22 protein-coding genes and 1 riboswitch are annotated in these 22,479 nt (G+C 42.6%); of the genes, 3 read left to right on the plus strand and 19 right to left on the minus strand.

What is annotated here, in order from left to right; all coding sequences use genetic code 11:
• Nucleotides 1-97: 97 nt before the first annotated feature.
• From ACFPU1_RS00210 to ACFPU1_RS00285, 16 genes are all read right to left on the minus strand, one after another.
• Nucleotides 98-1,492: a bifunctional metallophosphatase/5'-nucleotidase gene (locus ACFPU1_RS00210; protein ID WP_385937103.1), complete on the minus strand. Its 1,395-nt coding sequence runs from the start codon at nt 1,490-1,492 to the stop codon at nt 98-100.
• Between the two features lie 102 nt (nt 1,493-1,594).
• Entirely contained in the window at nt 1,595-2,473 is an 879-nt protein-coding gene (locus ACFPU1_RS00215; RefSeq protein ID WP_385937106.1) for a DUF72 domain-containing protein, read from the minus strand.
• A 153-nt stretch (nt 2,474-2,626) separates the two neighbouring features.
• Nucleotides 2,627-4,024 (minus strand): Fe-S cluster assembly protein SufB, encoded by a 1,398-nt coding sequence (sufB, locus tag ACFPU1_RS00220; RefSeq protein ID WP_385937109.1) that lies wholly within the window; start codon nt 4,022-4,024, stop codon nt 2,627-2,629.
• Nucleotides 4,025-4,133: 109 nt separating this feature from the next.
• The gene (gene sufU / locus ACFPU1_RS00225; RefSeq protein ID WP_385938210.1) at nt 4,134-4,574 is read right to left on the minus strand and encodes a Fe-S cluster assembly sulfur transfer protein SufU; all 441 of its coding nucleotides are present in this window, start codon (nt 4,572-4,574) and stop codon (nt 4,134-4,136) included.
• On the minus strand, nt 4,567-5,793 hold the full coding sequence (locus ACFPU1_RS00230) for a cysteine desulfurase (protein ID WP_385937112.1): 1,227 nt from the start codon (nt 5,791-5,793) through the stop codon (nt 4,567-4,569). The genes sufU and ACFPU1_RS00230 overlap by 8 nt, the downstream gene beginning before the upstream one ends.
• Nucleotides 5,793-7,103: a Fe-S cluster assembly protein SufD gene (gene sufD / locus ACFPU1_RS00235; RefSeq protein WP_385937115.1), complete on the minus strand. Its 1,311-nt coding sequence runs from the start codon at nt 7,101-7,103 to the stop codon at nt 5,793-5,795. The genes ACFPU1_RS00230 and sufD overlap by 1 nt, the downstream gene beginning before the upstream one ends.
• A gap of 11 nt (nt 7,104-7,114) precedes the next feature.
• On the minus strand, nt 7,115-7,906 hold the full coding sequence (gene sufC, locus ACFPU1_RS00240; protein ID WP_385937118.1) for a Fe-S cluster assembly ATPase SufC: 792 nt from the start codon (nt 7,904-7,906) through the stop codon (nt 7,115-7,117).
• 569 nt (nt 7,907-8,475) lie between these two features.
• Nucleotides 8,476-8,853, minus strand: a complete 378-nt coding sequence (locus ACFPU1_RS00245; protein ID WP_054636156.1) for a carboxymuconolactone decarboxylase family protein — start codon at nt 8,851-8,853, stop codon at nt 8,476-8,478.
• Between the two features lie 256 nt (nt 8,854-9,109).
• Nucleotides 9,110-10,021 (minus strand): MetQ/NlpA family ABC transporter substrate-binding protein, encoded by a 912-nt coding sequence (locus ACFPU1_RS00250; protein ID WP_385937122.1) that lies wholly within the window; start codon nt 10,019-10,021, stop codon nt 9,110-9,112.
• Between the two features lie 16 nt (nt 10,022-10,037).
• The gene (locus tag ACFPU1_RS00255; RefSeq protein WP_054636155.1) at nt 10,038-10,706 is read right to left on the minus strand and encodes a methionine ABC transporter permease; all 669 of its coding nucleotides are present in this window, start codon (nt 10,704-10,706) and stop codon (nt 10,038-10,040) included.
• Entirely contained in the window at nt 10,699-11,724 is a 1,026-nt protein-coding gene (locus ACFPU1_RS00260) for a methionine ABC transporter ATP-binding protein (RefSeq protein ID WP_054636154.1), read from the minus strand. The genes ACFPU1_RS00255 and ACFPU1_RS00260 overlap by 8 nt, the downstream gene beginning before the upstream one ends.
• Nucleotides 11,725-11,941: 217 nt before the next feature.
• Nucleotides 11,942-12,051: riboswitch (SAM riboswitch) on the minus strand.
• A gap of 239 nt (nt 12,052-12,290) precedes the next feature.
• The gene (gene gcvH / locus ACFPU1_RS00265; RefSeq protein ID WP_054636153.1) at nt 12,291-12,674 is read right to left on the minus strand and encodes a glycine cleavage system protein GcvH; all 384 of its coding nucleotides are present in this window, start codon (nt 12,672-12,674) and stop codon (nt 12,291-12,293) included.
• 53 nt (nt 12,675-12,727) lie between these two features.
• The gene (locus ACFPU1_RS00270; protein WP_054636152.1) at nt 12,728-13,087 is read right to left on the minus strand and encodes an arsenate reductase family protein; all 360 of its coding nucleotides are present in this window, start codon (nt 13,085-13,087) and stop codon (nt 12,728-12,730) included.
• A 238-nt stretch (nt 13,088-13,325) separates the two neighbouring features.
• Nucleotides 13,326-15,110, minus strand: a complete 1,785-nt coding sequence (locus ACFPU1_RS00275; RefSeq protein ID WP_385937127.1) for an acyl-CoA dehydrogenase family protein — start codon at nt 15,108-15,110, stop codon at nt 13,326-13,328.
• A gap of 21 nt (nt 15,111-15,131) precedes the next feature.
• Nucleotides 15,132-16,310: an acetyl-CoA C-acetyltransferase gene (locus ACFPU1_RS00280; RefSeq protein WP_385937129.1), complete on the minus strand. Its 1,179-nt coding sequence runs from the start codon at nt 16,308-16,310 to the stop codon at nt 15,132-15,134.
• Nucleotides 16,311-16,339: 29 nt separating this feature from the next.
• Nucleotides 16,340-18,730, minus strand: coding sequence for a 3-hydroxyacyl-CoA dehydrogenase/enoyl-CoA hydratase family protein (locus tag ACFPU1_RS00285; RefSeq protein WP_385937132.1), 2,391 nt, complete (start codon nt 18,728-18,730; stop codon nt 16,340-16,342).
• Between the two features lie 288 nt (nt 18,731-19,018).
• Between ACFPU1_RS00285 and ACFPU1_RS00290 the strand changes: the two genes are divergently transcribed.
• Both ACFPU1_RS00290 and ACFPU1_RS00295 read left to right on the plus strand, forming a co-directional pair.
• Nucleotides 19,019-19,282, plus strand: a complete 264-nt coding sequence (locus ACFPU1_RS00290; RefSeq protein ID WP_054636151.1) for a YvdQ family spore coat protein — start codon at nt 19,019-19,021, stop codon at nt 19,280-19,282.
• 15 nt (nt 19,283-19,297) lie between these two features.
• Complete coding sequence (locus ACFPU1_RS00295) at nt 19,298-19,633, plus strand: spore coat protein (RefSeq protein ID WP_385937135.1); 336 nt, start codon at nt 19,298-19,300, stop codon at nt 19,631-19,633.
• A gap of 109 nt (nt 19,634-19,742) precedes the next feature.
• Here the strand turns inward: ACFPU1_RS00295 and ACFPU1_RS00300 are convergent, their stop codons facing one another.
• Nucleotides 19,743-20,000: a DUF2573 family protein gene (locus ACFPU1_RS00300; protein ID WP_054636150.1), complete on the minus strand. Its 258-nt coding sequence runs from the start codon at nt 19,998-20,000 to the stop codon at nt 19,743-19,745.
• Nucleotides 20,001-20,141: 141 nt separating this feature from the next.
• Between ACFPU1_RS00300 and ACFPU1_RS00305 the strand changes: the two genes are divergently transcribed.
• Nucleotides 20,142-21,026 carry an STAS domain-containing protein gene (locus ACFPU1_RS00305; protein ID WP_385937139.1) on the plus strand — a complete coding sequence of 295 codons (885 nt, stop codon included), beginning with the start codon at nt 20,142-20,144 and terminating at the stop codon, nt 21,024-21,026.
• Between the two features lie 48 nt (nt 21,027-21,074).
• On the opposite strand, the gene ACFPU1_RS00310 is transcribed toward ACFPU1_RS00305, so the two are convergent.
• Together ACFPU1_RS00310 and ACFPU1_RS00315 are read right to left on the minus strand one after the other, a co-directional pair.
• Complete coding sequence (locus ACFPU1_RS00310) at nt 21,075-21,833, minus strand: STAS domain-containing protein (protein WP_385937142.1); 759 nt, start codon at nt 21,831-21,833, stop codon at nt 21,075-21,077.
• Nucleotides 21,820-22,479 (minus strand): cobalamin B12-binding domain-containing protein, encoded by a 660-nt coding sequence (locus ACFPU1_RS00315; protein WP_385937145.1) that lies wholly within the window; start codon nt 22,477-22,479, stop codon nt 21,820-21,822. Before ACFPU1_RS00315 ends, ACFPU1_RS00310 begins: the two co-directional genes overlap by 14 nt.

Genomic DNA, 22,479 nt, shown 5'->3' on the forward strand with positions numbered 1-22,479 from the left:
ATTTAACGCCCCCCTCCTATACACCTCTCGCCCCTACTATATGCAGAGTACTCATCTCTCGTGCCATCAGAGAAGGTGTTTTCAAAAGAGAAAGGTTCTATGCGTAATCTTTTAATGTTTTTGCCAGAATATCTCTCATTAGCTCCGGCATGAAGTATTCCTTATATTCAGCCTGGGACAGTCCAGGGTACAAGGGACCAAACGTAAACATGTCAGCAGTCGCTACCGAGTAATACTCCTGTAATTCGATAGCTTTGCCATTGATGTAGATACCATCTACACGCGTCTGCCCATTGCTTCCAGGTGTGGTATGGACTTCCATTCCGCTGAAAGCCATTCTCCCCAGCATCTCTCCGCGAAAACCGAATCCTTTTAATGGAAGGTGGATCATTTTTTCTGTAAATGCTGCATGGATTGTTTCCTTTAATACTGCTCCCTTAACTTTTACGATACAAGGATTGATTGGGTGGGGACAGAGCCGATGAAGCTCTCTTCTCGTAATCACACCTGGAGATAATGATTCAAGAAGCAGCCCTGAATTAATCATCGCTAGTTCAGTTCCGCACCATTCTCGCACACCTGTTGCCAGCATATCGGCAAACTGTGAAGGTTCTGTCCATGAAATTTCCAATGGCTGCTTAAGTTCAACAATGGGAGTTTCCATAACCTTACTTGATTCTATCTGCAGCTCTTCCATAAGTACTTGCGTCTCTTCACACATAGGATGATGGCTGACCTCTATGGCTCCTCCTTCCTTGTGTTTCACCCTTTTTGTTTCCTCGTCAACAAGCAAACGTATCTGTCCCGCATAGTAACCGTGCTTTCCGCACTGAGCCACTAGTGTGCCATTGATATTCTGTGCTGTTTTTAGAAGATTATGAGTATGAGCGCCAAGGATTACATCTATATCCTTATGTTCCCGGGCAATTTTCTCATCATTATGATAGCCAAGATGAGACAAGAGAATAATAATATCAGCCTTTTGCTTCACCTCGCTCACTAGCGATGGTAATAGAGTCTCCGGGTCCTTTATCTGCCAGCCCAATTGGTCGTAGAATGGATAAAACGGAACTGTTACTCCAATAATGCCTATCACCGTATCATTTTCAACAGTTATGAAATCATAGGGCTTGGCCCAACTGGGGCGACTTCCATCCTTTTCAAACAAGTTAGCTGCGAGAACATTGAAGTCTGCATCATCATATAAATGATCCAAATCTTCTTTTGAAAAAGTGATTCCTTCATTGTTTCCTATGGTTACGTGGTGGATAGGCGTTTTATTCAGCAGCCTGACATTCCCCTTGCCTTTTGTTCCTTCTGTAATAGGGTGTACCCGGTCTGCGTGATCTCCTATATCAAAGAATAGAGCTGTTTCTTTACGAGTTTTATGATACTTATCCTGATGATTCAAAAATCCCGCAGCCAAAGGCCACTGAGATAAGTGACTGTGTAAATCGTTAGTATGGTAAATATAAATTGGATAGTCTGCCATAGCTTCACCGCCTTCGTTTTCAAATCATGCCCTTTCCCTTACACTCTTAGCCAGAGTCATGAGAGGGAGAGCAAAACAACAGCCATCCTTTCATTAGTGCTCTCAAGGACTCTTCCCACTTCCTTTATGATCTTCAAACAAGCTCAGCTGTTTTGGAGCCAGTCCTTCATAAGAGATTCCAGCCAGCTCCAAAAACGATTTTGCATTTGGTGCTGCATCTCCGCCAGAATTATTATTAAAGAGCATATAAATATCTTTGGTTTCGTCTTTTATTTTATCAATATTCTCCAGCCATTCGTTTAATTCATTCCTCGAATAATTATAAAGATAGCGAGTTTCTCTCCACTTATCTCCTTTGGCTGGCTTTTTCCACGCTTCATGGTTCCTTCCGTGAAGACGTATAAGAGTTTTTTCAGAATGAGTGGGGTGCAAAACAGTCGGCACGGAAGCTTCTCCAATTTGCGGCTCGTCACAAATGCTGTGAATCCACTCTTCACGCTCCATAAACTCTAAGGTCTTATTATAATATTCTGGTGAAAACCAGGTATTATTCCTAAATTCCAAAGCTGCCGGGAGTGTTCCTAATTTATCCTTTGTGTAGCGGAGGAACTCTACATTTTCTTTATTACAGTCGAACCAGGGTGGAAACTGGCAAAGTACCATCGCAAGCTTCCCGCTCTCAATGACCGGCTCTAGTGACTCAAGATATGCTTCGTACATTTCCTCTTTTGAAGCAAATGGGATCTCTTTTCGTTCATGTCCTGTCATGCCCTGATAAGCTTTCACAACAAATCTGAAATTATCTGGTGTTTCCCTCACCCATTTTTCATAGTTTCGTTGCGGTTGCACCGCGTAAAAAGATGCATCTACTTCAACAGTAGGAAAATGACTGCCGTACTCTTTTAATTTCTCACCTGGGCGCGTTCCCTTGCTGTAAAGGGTGTCATGATCCCCCCAGCCTGTGACTCCAACGTAAATCATAGATTGCCCCTCCAAATTAGCTGATTATCGTTCCCACTCATTTTCCCTTAGCAGTATAATACATACACCTGTTTTTTTAAATTGAAAGTCTTGAACATAAGAAAAAGCGAACCCATCTGGGTTCGCTTTTCCATGGCTGCCGTCATAATGGACTTACCCGATGGAACCTTCCATTTCAAAGCGGATAAGACGGTTCATCTCTACCGCATACTCCATTGGCAGTTCTTTTGTAAATGGTTCGATAAAGCCCATTACGATCATTTCTGTCGCTTCTTCTTCAGAAATTCCGCGGCTCATCAAATAAAATAACTGATCCTCTGACACTTTAGAAACTGTCGCTTCGTGCTCAAGAGTAATGTTGTTATTTAGAATTTCGTTGTAAGGAATTGTATCGGAGGTAGACTCGTTGTCCATGATAAGAGTATCACACTCAATCTTGGACTTGGATCCTTCAGACTTACGTCCAAAGTGAGCAATTCCGCGATACGTTACCTTACCGCCGTGTTTAGAAATTGATTTTGAGACGATGGTTGAAGAGCAATTCGGTGCTAAATGCATTACCTTTGCACCGGCATCCTGATGCTGCCCTTTCCCGGCAATGGCAATGGAAAGAATTGTACCTTTTGCTCCTTCGCCTTTCATAATGACAGCTGGATACTTCATCGTCAGCTTTGAACCGATATTACCGTCAACCCACTCCATGGTAGCACCAGCTTCAGCAACTGCACGCTTTGTTACCAGGTTAAAGATGTTAGGTGCCCAGTTCTGGATGGTTGTATAACGGCAGTAAGCGTCTTTTTTAACGATGATTTCAACCACTGCACTATGCAGAGAGTTTGTGGAATATACAGGCGCTGTACATCCTTCTACATAGTGTACAGAGCTGTCTTCATCCGCGATAATAAGCGTACGCTCAAACTGACCCATGTTCTCAGAGTTAATACGGAAATAAGCTTGTAGAGGTGTATCCGTTTTTACACCTTTTGGAACATAGATAAAGGATCCGCCGGACCACACAGCTGAATTCAAGGCAGCAAATTTGTTATCCGATGGAGGAATCACTGTGCCAAAGTGCTTACGGAAAATTTCTTCGTCCTCTTTCATCGCTGTATCCGTATCTTTAAAGATAATTCCTTGAGCTTCAAGGTCTTCTTGCATATTGTGATATACCACTTCTGATTCATACTGAGCGGAAACACCAGCAAGGTATTTCTGTTCTGCTTCAGGAATCCCCAATTTATCAAACGTGTTTTTAATTTCTTCCGGTACTTCATCCCAAGACTTTTCGGAACGCTCAGAAGGCTTAACATAATAAGTGATCTCATCGAACTTCAATTCTGCAAGATCTCCGCCCCACTGAGGCATAGGCATTTTGTAAAACTGCTCTAGAGACTTCAAGCGGAAGTTCAGCATCCATTCCGGCTCTTCTTTAATTTTTGAAATTTGACGGACTATTTCTTCAGTAAGCCCGCGCTCTGAACGATAAATCGATACGTCTTTGTCATGAAAGCCGTATTTATATTCGCCGATTTCAGGCATTTTCTTAGCCATGTGAAAACCCTCCTTAAAAGTAGCATGCGATGCATGCTTATAAAATCACAAGTCCCGAAGTCAGCCTTCTGTACCTAACTTTCTTCTTCAGGTACAAAACGCCTTCTTCCTATTCTTCTTCGTTATTTAATCCTTTTTCCATGGCCTTCCATGCTAAGGTTGCACATTTAATTCGTGCAGGAAACTTCTGAACCCCTTGAAGGGCTTCTATATCACCAAGGTCAAATTTTTCATCATCATAATCTTCTCCCTGCATCATCTTGGAGAAAATATCTGCTAGTTCAAGCGCTTCTTCGACAGGTCTTCCTTTAATTACTTCAGTCATCATCGAAGCAGAGGATAAACTGATCGAACAGCCTTCACCTGAAAACTTAGCTTCAGAAATCTTTCCATCCTCCACTTGCATTTGAAGTTCGATGCGGTCTCCGCATGTAGGATTATTCATGTTCACTGTTAACGTATCTCCCTCAATACCTCCGCGGTTTCGGGGATTCTTATAGTGATCCATGATGACTTGCCGGTATAGGGTATCTAGATTGTTACTATGCAAAGACATCACCGAAATACTCCTTTGTTTTTATTAGGCCTTTCACTAGAGCATCAACATCTTCTTCGGTGTTATATAAATAAAAGCTGGCACGGGCAGTTGCTGTCGCTTTCAGCCACCTCATCAGCGGCTGGGCACAATGATGGCCTGCCCGGACTGCTATTCCTTCAGAATCAAGAACTGTTGCCAGGTCATGAGGATGGACGTTGTCTACATTAAAAGTGACAATCCCCGCCCGTTTTTTCGGTCCATATATCTGCAATCCTTTCACTTCGTTTTGAAGCCTTTCGATTGCATAATTGACGAGCTTCGTTTCATGCTCTTCTATATTATCAAGCCCTATTTCGTTCAGAAAATCAATGGCTGCTGCCAGCCCAATGGCTCCTCCGATAATTGGGGTTCCACCTTCAAACTTCCACGGAAGCTCCTTCCAGGTAGATTCCTGCCAATCAACAAAATCAATCATTTCGCCGCCGAATTCAACGGGCTCCATGTTATTCAGCCACTGCTTTTTACCATACAATACCCCGATTCCAGTTGGCCCACACATCTTATGACCGGAAAATGCCAGGAAATCACAATCAATATCCTGCACATCCACTTTCATATGAGGAATGCTTTGTGCGCCATCTATTACGGATACTGCTCCTTTTTCGTGAGCAATAGACGTAATTTCTTTTACCGGATTGATTGTACCTAATACATTGGAAACCTGGATTACAGCTACAATCTTTGTGTTATCCGTAACCGTTTCCCTTACATCTTCAAGGGAAATGGATCCGTCTTCCTGCATAGGAATATACTTTAGAGTCGCTCCTGTAGCCTTAGCTGCCTGCTGCCAGGGAATGATATTACTATGATGCTCCATTTGTGTAATAACAATCTCATCGCCTTCTGAGAGGTTGTCGCGGGCGTAGCTTGAAGCTACCAGGTTGAGGGCAGCTGTTGCCCCCCTCGTAAACACGATCTCTTCTGTACTTTTGGCATTAATGAAAGCCCTGACCTTTTCCCTTGCTCCTTCATAGCCTTCAGTAGCCAGTGTTCCCAGGGTGTGGACACCACGGTGTACATTGGAGTTATACCGTCGGTAATAGTCATCCAACTTCTCAATCACCTGTACAGGCTTTTGAGAAGTGGCTGAGCTATCTAAATATACTAAAGGATGGCCATTGACCTCCTGATCCAAGATGGGAAACATCTTGCGGATTTCACGTACATCCATTAGTAAACCTTCCTTTCAATAAGTTCAGTAAGGCTGTTTCTTACAGATTCAATAGGCAGTTCGTTTACTACAGGTGCCAGGAAACCAAAAATAATCAAGCGTTCGGCTTCTGTCCGGGAGATTCCGCGGCTCATCATGTAGAACATTTGCATTGGATCAATTTGCCCTACTGATGCTGCGTGTCCTGCCGTAACATCATCTTCATCAATCAAGAGGATCGGGTTGGCGTCTCCCCGTGCTTTCTCGCTTAGCATAAGAACACGTTCTGTCTGTACTCCGTCAGACTTGGTTGCCCCATGCTCAATCTTTGTAATCCCATTGAAGATTGAGCTTGCTTTATCCTTCATGACCCCATGAGTCAAGATATACCCACGGGAATTCTTGCCGAAATGAACCATATTGGAAACAAAGTTCTGGCTCTGCTCCCCACGTCCGATGGTCACTGTTTTCGTGTCTCCATAGGATCCATCTCCAACGAGGAGAGTAATATTTTCAGAAACAGTATTTCCTTCGTTCATTTGGCCAAGCACCCAGTCAATTCTTCCATCCTTCTCTACGTGGCCACGACGGTTTGTGTAAGTGGTCACGCCTTTTTCAAAATTATCTACGCCGCAGAATGTAATGTTGGATCCGGGTCCTGCATATACTTCTGCTACATTATTTGCTACAGCAGCAGCTTCTTTATTAAATGACACGTAGTTCTCTAAAAATGTCACCTTGCTGTTATCTTCAGCAGCAACAATCACGTGGTTGAATAGAGCAGCTTCCCCGTCCTCTTGCCAGTTAATCGTTTGAAGAGGCACTGTGATCTCTACGTTCTTTGGCACATAGAGGAAGGTACCGCCGTTCATAAGAGCTACGTGAAGTGCAGTTAAGCGGTGCTCATCTACATCAACCGCTTTGCCCATAAAGTACTTTTTCACAAGCTCTTCATGGTTTTGAACGGCTGTCTGCATATCGGTAAAAATGACACCCTGCTCTTCTAAAGCACTGCTTACATTTTTATAAACCGGAACTCCGTCACGATAAACTATCACATTTTGTTCACCAGTGCTCTTATCGATAAGTTTTTGAATATTTTCATCAAGGTCTTCCACTTTATCAAAAGTTTCAGAAGGCTTGCCCTCATGTTTAAATTCAGTGAAATTCCATTTTGTAATGTTGGTCTTTTCCGGTTTTGGCAAACCAAGCTTTTCCGCAAGCTGGTAGGCAGCCACTCGTTGTGCAGTCAGCCACTCAGGTTCGCCCTTTCCTTTTGAAAAATCTCTGATATATTGTTCGTCGAACGTCAACTTAGTATCCACTGACATGATATAACCTCCTACGCTTGCGTTTCTTGGCCGACTTTTTCATCTTCAATGCCAAGCTCTTCTTTAATCCAGTCATAGCCTTCTGCTTCCAGGCGCTCAGCAAGTTCTGCCCCGCCGGTTTTCACAATACGTCCTTGCATCATGACATGGACTTTATCAGGAGTGATGTAGTTCAATAGACGCTGGTAGTGAGTGATAATTAAACAGCCAAACTCAGGCCCTCTCATGTCGTTAACTCCATTAGAAACGACTTTTAAGGCATCAATATCAAGACCAGAGTCAATTTCATCAAGAATAGCGATCTTTGGTTCAAGCATAAGAAGCTGAAGAATTTCGTTACGCTTTTTCTCCCCACCGGAAAAGCCTTCATTCAGGTAACGCTGGGAGAAAGCCTGGTCCATATCCAGAACGTCCATTTTTTCATCCATTTTGCGGATAAATTTCATAAGAGAGATTTCTTTTCCTTCTTCTCGGCCAGCATTAATGGCTGAACGCATGAAATCAGCATTTGTTACACCAGCGATTTCACTCGGATACTGCATAGCCAGGAAAAGCCCGGCTCTTGCACGCTCATCTACTTCCATATCCAAAACGTCTTCTCCGCCTAAAAAGACTTTACCGCTCGTAATTTCATATTTAGGATGCCCCATAATAGCAGAAGCGAGGGTAGATTTCCCCGTACCGTTAGGTCCCATAATTGCGTGTATTTCTCCACCGTTAATTTCAAGGTTAAAATCTTTAATAATTTCTTTTCCTTCAATAGCTACATGAAGATTTTCGATCTTAAGGTTAGGTGCTGACATCTAAAAATACCTCCATATTTATAAATATAATGGGTGACTTGCATACCCCTTATTCTCAATCTATTATCATTATAATTTTATAACAAATCCAAACTAAGTTCAAGGAGTTACCACTATCCCTGTGTTGTTAAACATAATCTTTACCTAGTTTACCTTGAATAACTACTATGTTACAACTATCGCGGCCAAGAAGTTTCATCGTACCATATGTCCTGAAGATTGAATATATTTAAAAAAGTTCTCACTATGTGCCTTCCTGCCCGAAGGTGAGGATTTATTCTATGTTTATAAGCACGTATTTTTTTATTGTAACAAATCTTTGCAAAAAAGGAGAGAAGCGTTTAAGAAACCTGTCAGCTGTTCCTTCATGTTTAAGGCAGAAAGGGACGTAAAAGAACAGAGGGGCGCCGCCGCTCTGTTCTGTTTATACGCTCACTCTCACAACCATTTTTCCCTAGGACCCTTCACCTTACAGAAAAGGCTGTGTTGAAAATTTTGCGCAAGTAAACATGTAACCGGGACACCCCTTGCCCTTCTTGTAACATGACTGCCAAGAAAAGGCGTTCAAATTAGTGAGTATTTTGCTGAAGGTCCTGAATGGCTTCTTGTACGAGAGTCACTGCCTGACTCATGGCAGCCCCGCCTCCAAAGGCAGCGGTCACTCCTAAGGCTTCTAATATCTCCTTTTCACTGCATCCCTGATCGAGACATCCCTGTGTATGATAAATAATACAATACTCATCTTGTGAATATACACTCAGGCCCAGAGCAATCAGCTGTTTTTCTTTTTGAGACAATTCCCCTTCTTCAAAACACGCTTCAGTAAAAGCATTATATTTACGCGCAATATGAGGAATCTGCTCAGTAAAGTGTCCTAAACCCGCTTTGTAGTCATGCAATGCTTGTTGAATAAGTGATGTTTCCTGGTTATCCTGCGATTGATTCATTATCGTTCTCCTCCTTAATCTCCATATCAAACTTTAGGGTTTACAAAAATTCCATGTTCATACACAAAGAGCTCTTTTTCTGTAAGCCTGTGCCTTCCCTTTATTCTTCACTCTCAGGCACATACAGCCCCTGCCTTTTTGAGTAAGGAAGGACCTTACCGTTTCTTTACCATACATATAAAATAAAAGAATACGTTTAATAAATTAATAATAAAAAATGCCGGCTCCTTCAAGGAACCGGCATTTCACTCTATTATTACTCGTTAACTGGGATAACAGACCCATCGTATTCTTCAAGAATAAAATCTTGAACTTCTTCAGAACGAAGCACTTCGACTAACGTTTGAATTGCTTCATTATCTTCATCGCCGCTGCGCACAGCAATCACATTCACATATGGGTTATCATCTGGAGATTCAATAGCAATAGCATCTTCAGCTGGTGATAAGCCGTGGTCGATCGCATAATTGGAGTTAATAAGAACAGCATCGCCTTCGTTATTATCAAAAGCCTGTGGAAGCATAGCTGCTTCTACGTTATCACGAAAATTGAGGTCTCTAGGGTTTTCTTCAATATCATCAATGGTAGCTTCCACACCTGCCCCTTCAGTTAAGGTGATAAGCCCTTCGTCTTCAAGCATTGATAAGATTCTTCCATGGTCAGCCACTGAGCTGCTCATGATAATTTCAGCACCTTCAGGCAGGTCATCTAAGCTGTCATACTCCTGAGAGTAAACACCAATCGGCTCAATATGGATTCCGCCGGCATTTTCAAAATCATAGCCATGCTCCTCAATTTGAGACTCAAGGTACGGGATGTGCTGGAAATAATTTGCGTCCAATTCTTCTTGATCAAGCGCCTGGTTAGGAACGATATAATCATTAAACGTTCTAATATCAAGAGTAATACCTTCTTCTTCAAGTTGATCAGATGCAAATTCTAAGATTTCAGCATGAGGGACATTCGAAGCTCCAATTGTGAGCTCCTGCTCCTCTTCCTCTGTAGCATCAGTATCATCTTCTTCAACGCCCTCTTCTGCTTCTTCTACATCAACCTCTGTGCCGTCTCCCTCACCATCTCCTGCAGTATCGTCCTCCTCGGCTGTGCCGCAGGCTGCCAGAACAAGTACTAATGCAAACACAGATAAAACATGCAATAAATACTTCATGTACGTTTCTCCTCCTTTATCTTTTATCAATTGTATGTGTAAGCCGATCGCCAATCCATTGTAGAACAAATACAATAATCAGGATGGCAATGGTAGCCACTAAGGTAACATCGGGATTATTCCGCTGGAAACCCTCCCGGAAAGCTAAATCTCCCAGTCCTCCTGCACCAATTACTCCAGCCATTGCGGTATAGCTTACTAAAGCTATAGCTGTTACTGTAATACCGGAAATCAATGCTGGCATGGACTCAGGCAATAAAACTTTGAAAATAATCTGCTGCTGATTTGCTCCCATAGACTGAGCCGCTTCAATGACACCTTTGTCAACTTCACGGAGTCCAATTTCAACCATACGGGCGTAAAATGGTGCTGCCCCGATAATAAGTGCCGGCAAGGCCGCGCTTGGCCCAAGCATTGTCCCTACTATAATGGTTGTCAGGGGGATCAGCAGGATAATTAATATAATGAAAGGAATAGACCTGAATAAATTTACAAAACCCGCAATAATGCTGTTTACAAACCTGTTTTCCCACAAGTTCCCCTTGCCCGTAAGGTAAAGGAGAAGTCCTAGTAAAATACCAAGAACAAACGTAGCTGCTACCGATACAAGACTCATATAAATCGTTTCTACGGTAGCATCCCACATCCGCTCCCAATGTACATTTGGAAACAGAGTCTCAATCATTAGTTAACACCTCCGCCTCCACTTGCTGCTCTTTAATAAACTGAAGAGCACTTTGCAAATTGCTTTCCGTTCCATCCAGACGGACAAACAATGTGCCATAGCTCCCTTCCCTTGTCTGTGAAATCTTTCCTTGAAGAATATTGACACTCACCTGGAACTTCTGGATGATTTCAGTCATCAAAGGCTGTTCGGCATCATCACCTACAAAGGTAAGCTTTAGGATGGGGCCGCCTTCTGTTCCCTTTAACAGTTCAGAAATTGCTTCCATTGTTTCTTCAGGTTCAGTAATTTGTTTTACAAATTCTTTGGTCATCTCTTGCTTAGGATTGCGGAATACATCAAGAACAGGGCCCTCTTCTACCACTTTTCCACCTTCCATAACCGCTACATGATGGCAGATTTTTCGAATGACATGCATCTCATGGGTAATCAGGACAATGGTCAGGCCAAGCTTTTGATTAATATCCACTAGTAAGTCCAGTATAGAATCTGTTGTCTTTGGATCAAGAGCGGACGTCGCCTCATCGCACAATAGCACTTTAGGGTTGTTCGCAAGAGCGCGGGCAATGCCTACTCTTTGCTTTTGCCCCCCGCTAAGCTGAGAAGGATAGGCATCCCCTCTTCCCTCCAGGCCAACTAGCTTAATAAGTTCGTTAACTCTTGACCGCCTTTCTTCTTTTGGTGTTCCGGCAATCTCTAAAGGAAAAGCAATATTTTCGGCAACCGTTCTGGACCAAAGCAGATTGAAATGCTGGAATATCATGCTGATCTCCTGCCTGGCTTTTCTTAATGACCTTCCTTTTAAGTTGGACATATTATTGCCGGCCACAGTAACCTCGCCTTCACTTGGTCGCTCAAGCATATTAAGCATCCGAATCAATGTACTTTTGCCGGCTCCACTGTACCCGATGACACCATAAATTTCGCCTTCTTCTATTGTAAGGTTGACCCCGTCAACCGCAGTGACCGTTCCACTTTTTGTACTAAAAATCTTTTTTAAGTTTTTTAACGTAATCATATAGACCACCCTTGGGTATTTTAAATCCTATTTCACTTATCTGGAAACTTAGTTCCCTTTCCGTTATAAGCACTTGATTTCCAGGAACCAAGTGCACCTTAAATGAAGAAGCTTTCTGCAGCTTCTTTATTAATTTTCTTTTAAGTAACAAACACCGCAGAAACGAAAAAAACCTTCTGCTTATCAGTGAGCAGAAAGGTCCTGTATATGCGCCTTTCTCTCATCTTGCAACGCTCAGCGGGCATTGCAGGAATTGGCACCTTATCAACTCACATTGACGGTTGCCGGGCTTCAACGGGCCTTTCCCTCCACCACTCTTGATAAGAGCATTAAATTATTTTCTACAATATTCAACACTAAATTGAATATTAGCACGGGAAATAGAGAGTGTCAATACAATGACAAGGTGGGTTATTTTACCGGGTCAGGTGCCTGGCACCACAGCCTATTGTAATATATTTCCCCCTCTATCTAAGGGGTTAGGCCTGATTTATGTTACTTCAAGGTCTTGGTGCCTGACACCAATTAAAAAAGCACCCTTTTACAGGGTGCTTATGTACCGTTGATTAGTCTTCGCTAACCATTTCCTCATACTCTTCAGCTGACATAAGTTGGTCAAGCTCACTTTTGTCGGATGGCTCAACAACAATCATCCATGCTTTTTCATAAGGTGAATCATTAACAAATTCAGGAGAATCGTCAAGGTCTTCGTTCACCTCTACTACTTTTCCGCTTACTGGCGCATACAATTCAGATACGGTTTTTACAGATTCAACGCTTCCAAAAGGCTCGTCTGCTTCTACTTCGTCTCCCTCTTCCGGAAGCTCTACAAAAACGATGTCTCCCAGCTCTGATTGTGCGAAGTCAGTAATTCCAATGCGGACTTTGCCGTCTTCCTCTTTTACCCACTCATGTTCCTCTGAATACTTTAATTCTTTTGGCAGATTCATAATTATCCCTCCATTTCAACTTCTTTTTTGAAAGCAGGCTGCCCTGGCAGGCATTACCTCTTCCATAATTCCTCAAATTGCTCTTCTTTAAACCCTACTGACACCTTTGTTCCGTCGGTTACAATTGGGCGTTTGAGGAGCATACCGTCTGAAGCCAGAATATCCAGAAGCTCGTCCTCACCCGCTGTCTTCACCTTATCCTTTAGGCCAAGTTCACGGTATTTCTTGCCGCTCGTATTAAAAAACTTCCGAAGCTCAAGTCCGCTCTTTTCATAGAGCTCCTTGATCCGGTCACGGCTGGGAGGATCTTCGACGATATGGTACTCATTATAATCGATACCATGCTCTTCTATCCAACGTTTTGCTTTTCGGCATGTGCCGCATGAAGGATACCCATAATACGTCAGGCTCATTTTTACTTTCTCCCCTTTTTGATAAAATCCCTCTTTATTATATCCTATCTTTTGAAAGAAAGAGAAATAAGTAAGTTTGTATGTAGGAACCTGGAAAAGAACTAAGTAAAAAGCTTGTTAAATGGACAAAGAAGCCCCATAGGGACTTCTTTGCCTCACTTAGCAGAGAGGAGATTACCTTTCAAAGAAAGGAGATATATTATATTGAGGTTATAAAACCCCAAATTGAATAACAAAGTTACACAACGTATTTTTCTTCTTTGAGTACACGCTCAGCAATTTCACGCTTTTTCGTTACCACATTGATTGGAGTATGACGAACCAGCTTCCGTAAAATGCCCAGCATGGACCGAAGCGTATCGCCTTCTTCCATGTGAACCAGAGATTCTTTTGCATTGGCTTCAATCCGGTTCATCGCTTCCTGACAGAACACTTGGGTTAGCAAAAGCTTGTTGCCCTCTTTGCTTTCGCCATTTTTATTGATTGCTTTTTCTGTTCTGAGGATGACAGACTCCATGGCATAGATATCACTTACAATGTCAGCAACATTTATCAGAAGCTCTTGCTCTTTTTCCAAGTCTTGAGCATACTTTTGAGCTCCATTTCCTGCCACCATGAGGAAGATCTTTTTCGCATTGCCAAGGAGATATTTCTCTTGTTCCAAAGCAGCATCACCAGGCTCTTCCGGCATCATCATCATAAGCTCTTCCTGAAGCCCCTGAGCTTTCTCAAGGAGAGGCAGCTCTCCTTTCATTGCTTTTCTCATAATGGTGCCAGGCACCAGCATACGGTTTATTTCATTTGTGCCTTCAAATATGCGGTTGATGCGGGAATCACGGTAGGCACGTTCTACTTCATATTCGGCCATAAAGCCATAGCCCCCGTGAATTTGAACAGCTTCATCAACCACATAATCCAAAACCTCGGATCCGAAGAATTTATTCAAGGAGCATTCAATGGCGTATTCTGCAATTGATGTAGCAACCTTTCCTCCGTCTTCCTGTTCTTCATCTGTGAGTTTGCCAAGCTGCTCTTCAAAAAGCCCGCCTGTGCGGTAAATGGAACTTTCAGCCGCGTAAGTCTGCACAGCCATCGTTCCAAGCTTTTCCTGAATGGCAGTAAATTTTCCGATCGGAGTTTTAAACTGCTTGCGCTCATTCGCATAGGCAGCCGCAAGCTCAATCCCGCGTTTTGAACCTCCTACACATCCTACCCCGAGCTTATAACGCCCTACATTTAAAATATTAAATGCAATCACGTGTCCACGGCCGATTTCTCCAAGCACATTCTCGGCCGGAACCTTTGCATCTTCCAAAATTAAGGTACGCGTAGAAGAACCTTTAATCCCCATTTTCTTTTCCTCTGGTCCGGTGCTTACCCCGTCATACTCTTTTTCTACAATAAACGCAGTGAATTTTTCTCCATCAATTTTTGCGTATACCACAAAGATATCAGCAAAAGCGGAGTTCGTGATCCATTGCTTTTCCCCGTTTAGAATGTAATGAGTACCTTCTTCATTTAATACTGCAGTGGTCTTCGCTCCAAGAGCATCTGAACCAGAACTCGGCTCTGTAAGAGCGTAGGCTGCAATTTTTTCTCCAGACGAGAGCGGAGGTAAATATTTTTTCTTTTGCTCTTCATTTCCAAAAAACACGATAGGCAGAGAACCAATTCCAACATGTGCCCCGTGGCTTAAAGAAAAGGCTCCAGCACGGGAGAATTTTTCTGTGATAAGAGAGGAACTGATTTTGTCCAACCCAAGCCCTTCATACTTCTCGGGTACATCTGCTCCCAACAGTCCAAGCTCTCCCGCTTTAGTCAGCAGGTTGCGCGAAATGTCGAACTGGTGATTCTCTATTTCATCGATGTGAGGGACAACCTCCCCCACAACAAACTCTTCTGTCGTTTTTGCTATCATTTTATGCTCTTCACTAAAATCCTCTGGTGTGAATACCTGGTCAGCTCTTACTTCTTCAATTAAAAATCCTCCGCCTTTAACCCCTAACTCTGTAGTGCTGCTCATTTTCATACCCCCATCTATATATTAAATAAGCTCAAAGACTCCAGCTGCACCCATTCCTCCGCCAATGCACATAGTAACAACGCCAAACTGTTCACCACGGCGTTTCATTTCATGAATAAGGCTTAATGTTAACTTTGTACCTGAACAGCCAAGAGGATGCCCAAGTGCAATTGCCCCGCCGTTTACGTTGACTTTATCGTAGTCTAAACCAAGCTTGCGAATAACATGGAGAGACTGAGATGCAAAGGCTTCATTCAACTCAAACAGCCCAATATCGGAAAGGTCAAGTCCCGCTTGCTTTACAGCCTTTGGAATGGCTTCCACAGGCCCTACTCCCATGATTTCCGGGCGAACACCAGCCACTGCAAAAGATTTGAATTTGACTAACGGAGTTAATCCGTCCGCTTCTGCTTTTTCACGATTCATAACAAGGACAGAAGCTGCTCCATCACTCATTTGTGAAGCGTTCCCCGCTGTAACTGAGCCTTTTGGGTGAAAAGCGGGACGCAGTTTCGCAAGCGTTTCTTTTGTCGTGCCTTCCCTTACACCTTCATCTCTGGAAAATGTCACTGCTTTTTCCTGCAGCTTATGGTCTGCCCCTACTGAACGCATGGTGACTTCCACAGGAACAATTTCTTCGTCAAATTTCCCTTCTTTTATTGCACGAGCTGCCCGATTATGACTTTCAGCTGCAAACTCATCCTGGTCTTCACGGCTGACATCAAATTCCTTGGCTACTTGTTCTGCCGTGTAACCCATCCCCATGTAATATTCAGGCATTTCCTCTACGATGGCAGGGTTAGGAGAAATCACGTGCCCCCCCATCGGGATTAGACTCATAGACTCAGCACCGCCAGCAATAATAGTTTCAGAGTTTCCTAGCATAATTCGCTCGGCGGCATAAGCGATGCTTTGCAGACCAGACGAACAATACCTATTTATAGTTATCGCAGGTACGTTAACAGGAAGGCCGGCCAGCGCAGAAATGTTACGTGCAAGGTTCATACCTTGTTCCGCCTCAGGCATGGCACAGCCAATAATTACATCTTCTACTTGCGATGCATCGAAATTATTTGCTCGTTTTAAGGTTTCCTTTATGGTTAAAGCGCCAAAATCATCAGGGCGCATGGTAGCAAGTGTTCCTTTTTTTGCTTTTCCGACCGGGGTACGTGCCCCAGCCACAATCACCGCTTCCTTCAAGACCCTTCCCTCCATTCTTCATATATAGTCTAGTTACGTAACGGCTTCCCTTTTGTCAGCATGTGCTGCATTCTTTGCTGGGTTTTTGGCTCTCCCACCAGGCTTAAGAAAGCTTCACGTTCAAGGTCAAGCAGGTACTGTTCATCTACTTCAGTTCCTTTGGCTATGCGGCCTCCAGCTAACACGAATGCCAGCTTTTGGGCAATTTTCACGTCGTGGTCAGAAACCATTCCTCCATACTGCATGGTTTTTGCTCCGAGCAGCATTGCAGCATACCCAGATTCCCCAACTACCGGAATCTTTTTACGCTGCGGCGGACGGTAGCCCGTGTCATGTAAAAAGATGGCATGCTGTTTTGCATTGTGGATCGTATGATCTCCATTAAAAGTTACACCATCTCGGGAGCTTAAAAATCCATTTTTTCTGGCTTCATCAGCTGAGGTGGAAACCTTCGCCATAGCAATTTTTTCAAACGTATCATTTGCCACAGCCTGTAAGTCAATTTGTGCACCTTCCGGCAGGCTTTCAATTCCACGGAGATAAAGCTCTTTGTTACCTCCGCCGCCAGGAATTAATCCCACCCCAACTTCAACAAGACCCATGTAAGTCTCTGAAGAGGCTTGAATGCTTGCTGATGGAAGACAGATTTCCGTTCCACCTCCGAGAGTCATTCCATGGGGAGCAGTCACAACCGGACGGTTTGCATACCTGATCCTTGCCATCGTCTTTTGGAATTGGCGAATCACCATGTCGATTTCAAAAAAGCCGCCGTCTTGCGCTTCCATTAAAATCATCATCAGGTTAGCACCCACACAGAAATTCTTCCCGTGGTTCCCAATAACCAGTCCTTTGTAGTTCTTTTCTACTTCATCGATGGATTTGTTAATCATCTGCAGCACATCAGGACCGATAGAATTATTTGGAGAATGGAATTCCAGACAAGCTACCTCGTCACCAATATCAATGAGTGAAGCCCCATTATTCTTCATGATGACATTTGAGTCATCGGATTTAAGCGTTTTCAAATTAATTGCTTTTTTATTCTTTACGATCTGTTTGTATTCTCCGTTATGGTAAAACTCTTCTTTGCCACGGTAAAAAGATGTATGACCATTCTGAAGCATCTCCTTCACCCATGCAGGAACACTTCTTCCCTCTCCCTCCATCTTTTCAACAGATTTTTCCAAACCAATGGCATCCCACGTTTCAAACGGACCCATTTCCCATCCAAATCCCCATTTGATCGCTTGATCAATGGCAAGAACATCATTTGCAATTTCATCAGCTTTTTCAGCTGAATATATAAGCACTGGTGCAAGTACACTCCATATAAACTGACCCGCTTTATCATCTGCATATACAAGGACTTTCAATTTATCAGGGAGCTTTTTTGCCTGTTTTGCTTGTTCAGTTGCTGCTGTTTTCAGCTTTTTTCTTGGGACATACTCGAAGCTTTCGGGCTCAAGCTCTAATATCTCACTGCCTTTTTCACCCTTCTTCTTCACAAAGAACCCTTGCCCTGCCTTGCTTCCGATCCAGCCTCTCTCCGCCATATCTTTCATAAATTGTGGAGGATCAAAGGTTTCTTTTTCTTCTCCTTCCACCTGGTCATATACATTTTTTGCAACGTGCAGAAATGTATCTAATCCAACCACATCAAGTGTGCGGAAAGTTGCACTTTTCGGCCGTCCGATTGCCGGACCTGTAATGGAATCAACTTCCCCGACAGAAAATCCGGATTTCAACATTTCCTGAACAGTAACAAGAAGCCCATAAGTTCCTATACGATTTCCTATGAAGTTAGGGGTATCTTTCGCTTCCACTACTCCTTTCCCAAGTGTATTTTCGGCAAATTCCTTCATAAAGGAAAGCACTTCTTCACTCGTATCTTTCGTAGGAATGATCTCAAGAAGCTTTAAGTAACGAGGGGGGTTAAAAAAGTGCGTACCCAGGAAGTTAGATCTGAACTCAGGTGAGCAGTCTTCAGACATTGCTTCTATAGAAATTCCTGAAGTATTTGAGCTGACAATTGTACCTGGTGTGATGTTAGCTTCTACTTCAGCAAAAACTTTTTTCTTAATATCAAGGTTTTCAACGACAACTTCAATCACCCAGTCAACCTCTGATAACCGTTTCATATCATCTTCCATGTTTCCGGGTTCAATAAGAGTAATATTTTCTTTTACAGTAAGGGGAGCGGGCTTTTGCTTTAACAGCTTCTTCACAGCTGTGGCACTCAACCGATTCTTTACCTGTTTATGGTCGATCTCCAGGCCTTTTTCTTTTTCTTCATTTGTAAGTTCCTTTGGCGCAATGTCCAATAGAAGGACAGGTATTCCAATGTTTGCAAGATGTGCTGCAATGCCCGATCCCATAACTCCTGAACCGAGAACAGCGACTTTGTTAATGCTGCCTTTCATCGTCTTCCTCCCTCTCCTTGAATGAATACTCATTCATAATATAGACAAAAAAATTAACCACTTTCTGAATGGCTGTTCATTTCTATCCTTACTATAAATTATATTCCTGATTATATCAATACTGTGCTTACAGAAAATTATTTTTTTTTGAGTCCTTTAACAAAGAAAGTGGTTTTTCTTGTTATCATCAAGAAAATTGTTTCTAATTCACTTTTATAATTTTTTTGTATAGCTTCTTCCTTCATTTCTCAAACTAAATACGTGTTTATATAAAAAGGAGGTTGTTTTATGCAGCAGCAAAGCGAACAAAATCAGCAGCAGGTAATGCCTCAGCCGCCGAATGTCGTTACGACAAAGGACGAAATTTACATTACTGACATGTTGTCATGGAATCTTTTAGCCGCCAAAAAGTCCCATTATTTCGCTCAACAGTGTACGGACACTGATGTTAAGAGCGCACTCGAAAGTGTCTCACAAATGCACGTACGCCACTATCAGCAAATTCTTTCTCACCTTCAATCTAACAATCAGCCTATTCAACCTACTCAATAAGGAGGCAGTACACATATGACACAGCAAAGCAAGATACAAAATCCGGAAACTCAAGTTCCTAAGTCCCCTGCCATGAATGACCGGGATTTCCTAAATGATATTTTGACTACGGAAAAGTATATGACTTCCTCATACAGTATCGCTTTAAATGAGGCAAGCCATGAATCTCTTTATCAGGACCTGGCTGCCATTATGAATGAAACTCAGGATTCACAGCGCCACTTATTCAATGTGATGTTCGAAAAAGGGTGGTACAGCTTTGATGCCGCTCAGCAAAGTTCATTACAACAGAGCTTTCAGCAGTTCACCGGTTATAACAACCAGCTGCCTAGCGGCGGGTTGACTCAATAAGATAAAGAAAGTCGTGCAAACAGCGGCGAACGTCAGACTGTATGCAGACAAAAGCAGCCCTTCTGCATCGCTCTTTGGTATGGTGGGAGCGGAAGAAGGGCTGTCCTGCTTATTGATCTTCTTTCCCTTTCTTTCTATTAGCTTCATTCAGCCTTTTGATTTCCCCAGTCAATTCTCTCATGTTTTCCTTTGCATCCGGGTAAGACTCAATCCAATGTCTTGTTAATGGAGGCATGTTTTTAGAAATATGCATATAAAGGGCCCATGTTTCCACTTTTTTCTTAAGCTCCGGAGTACTTTCCCCAAGCAAGAGTTCAGTGTATTTCTCTAGTAATCCATCCACCTGTTCTTGAAATTGTTTATCCATTTTCTCCTCCTCCTTTCACTTTACTTTTCTACACACTTAAATACACCTTTTGTTCAAACACCTGACAAATAGTTCTCTGTAATTTTATAAAATTGTGGTAAAATAGTGCTAGATTTTATTTTTTTTATTGGGGGAGACACCATGAAAAATGAGCTCTCAAGGTTAAAAAGCAGGCTCCAGCATAACGCCCACGGCCTTGCAGAAGTAATCACTGAAAAAATTGACAAGCAAAAAGCAATAGAAACAAATGACAGTTCCAGCGCTCTCTTTCATGTGCGTTTCGAATTAATCAACCTTATTGCTGAAGGCCTTGTTGCTTCGAAAAAAGAATTAAACAACGATATAAGAGAGTGGGCTGACAAAGCAGGGATGCTGGCTGTACAGGAAGATCGCTCCTTGTCCGAAGCTTTATCAAGCTTATCCCTCTTTCGGAAAGTGATCTGTAAAGAAGCAGAAAAAGAGATTAAAGACAACAACCTGTCCTATGGATTAGCTTTTAAAATCACTGATATGATATGTGATCTGATAGATATCACTACCATTGCTTACAGCGAACAATATATCAATTATTATAGTGAAGAGCTTGAAAAAGCCACTATCCAAATACAGGAAGACCAGCAGCTGATTAAAGATTTATCCGCTCCTATTATTCCATCAATTGTTCCGAACACGATCCTTATCCCACTTACAGGGCAATTGAACGCTGAAAGAATAGAACAAATTCGTGAGAAAGTAGTTAACAACATCAAAGCCTATAATGCCGACACTGCAATCATCGACTTTACAGGAATTCATTTAAAAGATCAGGAAGACTTTTCACTGGTTGAAATTGCACGTCAGATTGATTTAATTACCACCTCTCTCGGTTTAATGGGAGTAGAAACGATTTATGTAGGCTTTTCCACTCATTTGGCCCAGGAAATTGTAGGAAGCGGTGTTCAGATTAAAGCCAAGACTTTTTCAAATTTCCGTCTTGGGCTTCAGTATCTCAGTGCAAAAAAAGGCTACAAGCTGACATCGATATGAAAAAAGGGTGAGCCCCCGTGGGCCACCCTTTTGCATGTTGCAGCCGAATCAGCTTTTGCTTTCTTTTTTCACAGCAGCTTCCAACGACTGAATAAATGTAATATTTAAATGAACGTCAAGCTCATGAAGCCGCTTAGCCTGTTTAGGAGTCACTCCGGTAATTACTACCTTCTTCCCCATGTAAGTAAGAGACTGAAACATGTTTTTTAGCACCAGCAGCCCCTCTCCCTTTATTTCTCCAATAGCTGTAAAATCAAATAAGAGGTTAGTTACTGGCCGTTCGAAAGAAGCCGTAAGAATTTTTTCTCGAATAATGTTCATTTTGTCCTCATGAACCTCACCATACAAAGGTATGAGTGCCAAATCTTCGGTAACCTCTATAAAGGGTGCTGAAAGCCTATCATTTTCAATCAATGCTTGCTCAAGCTTTTCTTTTTCCTTTAATAGTTCAAAGTTAGTATCCTGAAGGCGAGTTCTAAGCTCAGCCAGCATATCAGTAACCCTGCTTATCGACTCTTCTTTTATTTGAATAAAGACTTTCCCGTGCAGCTCGCTTTCCCAGCCTGCATATAAATCAGCCAGCAACACTTGTTCTTTCTGATTAATAACGTTTATTTCCAGCTTCCTTTTCCCCTGATCCGGGTGCACTTGCTGCTTCACCTTATCTCTGCTCTCCCCCTCAATCACATCCAGCAATGAGAAGTTGACATTGAATTGCTCTTCGGCTTCGGGAGAGCAGCCAAGAATTTGAAGGTTTTTATCTATTAAAAAGATAGGAATCGGCAATTGCTCGTTAACTTGTTGCATTCATGTCTCCTTCTCTCCCATTATCAAGCCAATATTGCAGGCTTCTTAAATCTTCTAACACTATCACTTTTTTTTCTGAATAAGAATCAAGGTCATGCTTTTTTGTCATCCGACCGCCAATAATAATTACAGGCTCAAAATCCACTTCCTGAAAAGCTTGTAAAAATTCTTTCAGCTTTGGCAGACGATATGAAAGGGCAGCTGATACGCCTATCACTTCCGGTTTCCATTCATTTATAAACTGCAGCGCATGATGTAAAGGGAGGTTCGGACCCAAATACCGGACCGTCCACCCTTGATCTTTAAACACGGAAGCAGCCATCTTCAATCCTAGATAATGCTGCTCTTCCTCTACTCCTAACAACATAACCTTTTTTTCGTCAGGGAGGGTTGTTTTATCTCTGAAATAAAGATTTTCCATTTGTGAGATAACCATATCACATATCCCGGTAGCCAAGTGTTCATCAGCTACTGATATTTTATTCAATTCCCATAACTCGCCAATATGATACATAGCAGGAGTGATCATATCTTCATAAAGGGAAAGCTTATTATCATCGTTACATAATTCTTGCAAGTACTCCAGGGCTTGCTTTTCTTTTCCCTCCAGGAACAGCTGGGCCAGCTTTTCTGGTTGTGGGCTCAC

Origin of the sequence: Thalassorhabdus alkalitolerans (genome assembly GCF_042656525.1) — a bacterium.
Classification (GTDB): Bacteria; Bacillota; Bacilli; order Bacillales; family Marinococcaceae; genus Thalassorhabdus; species Thalassorhabdus alkalitolerans.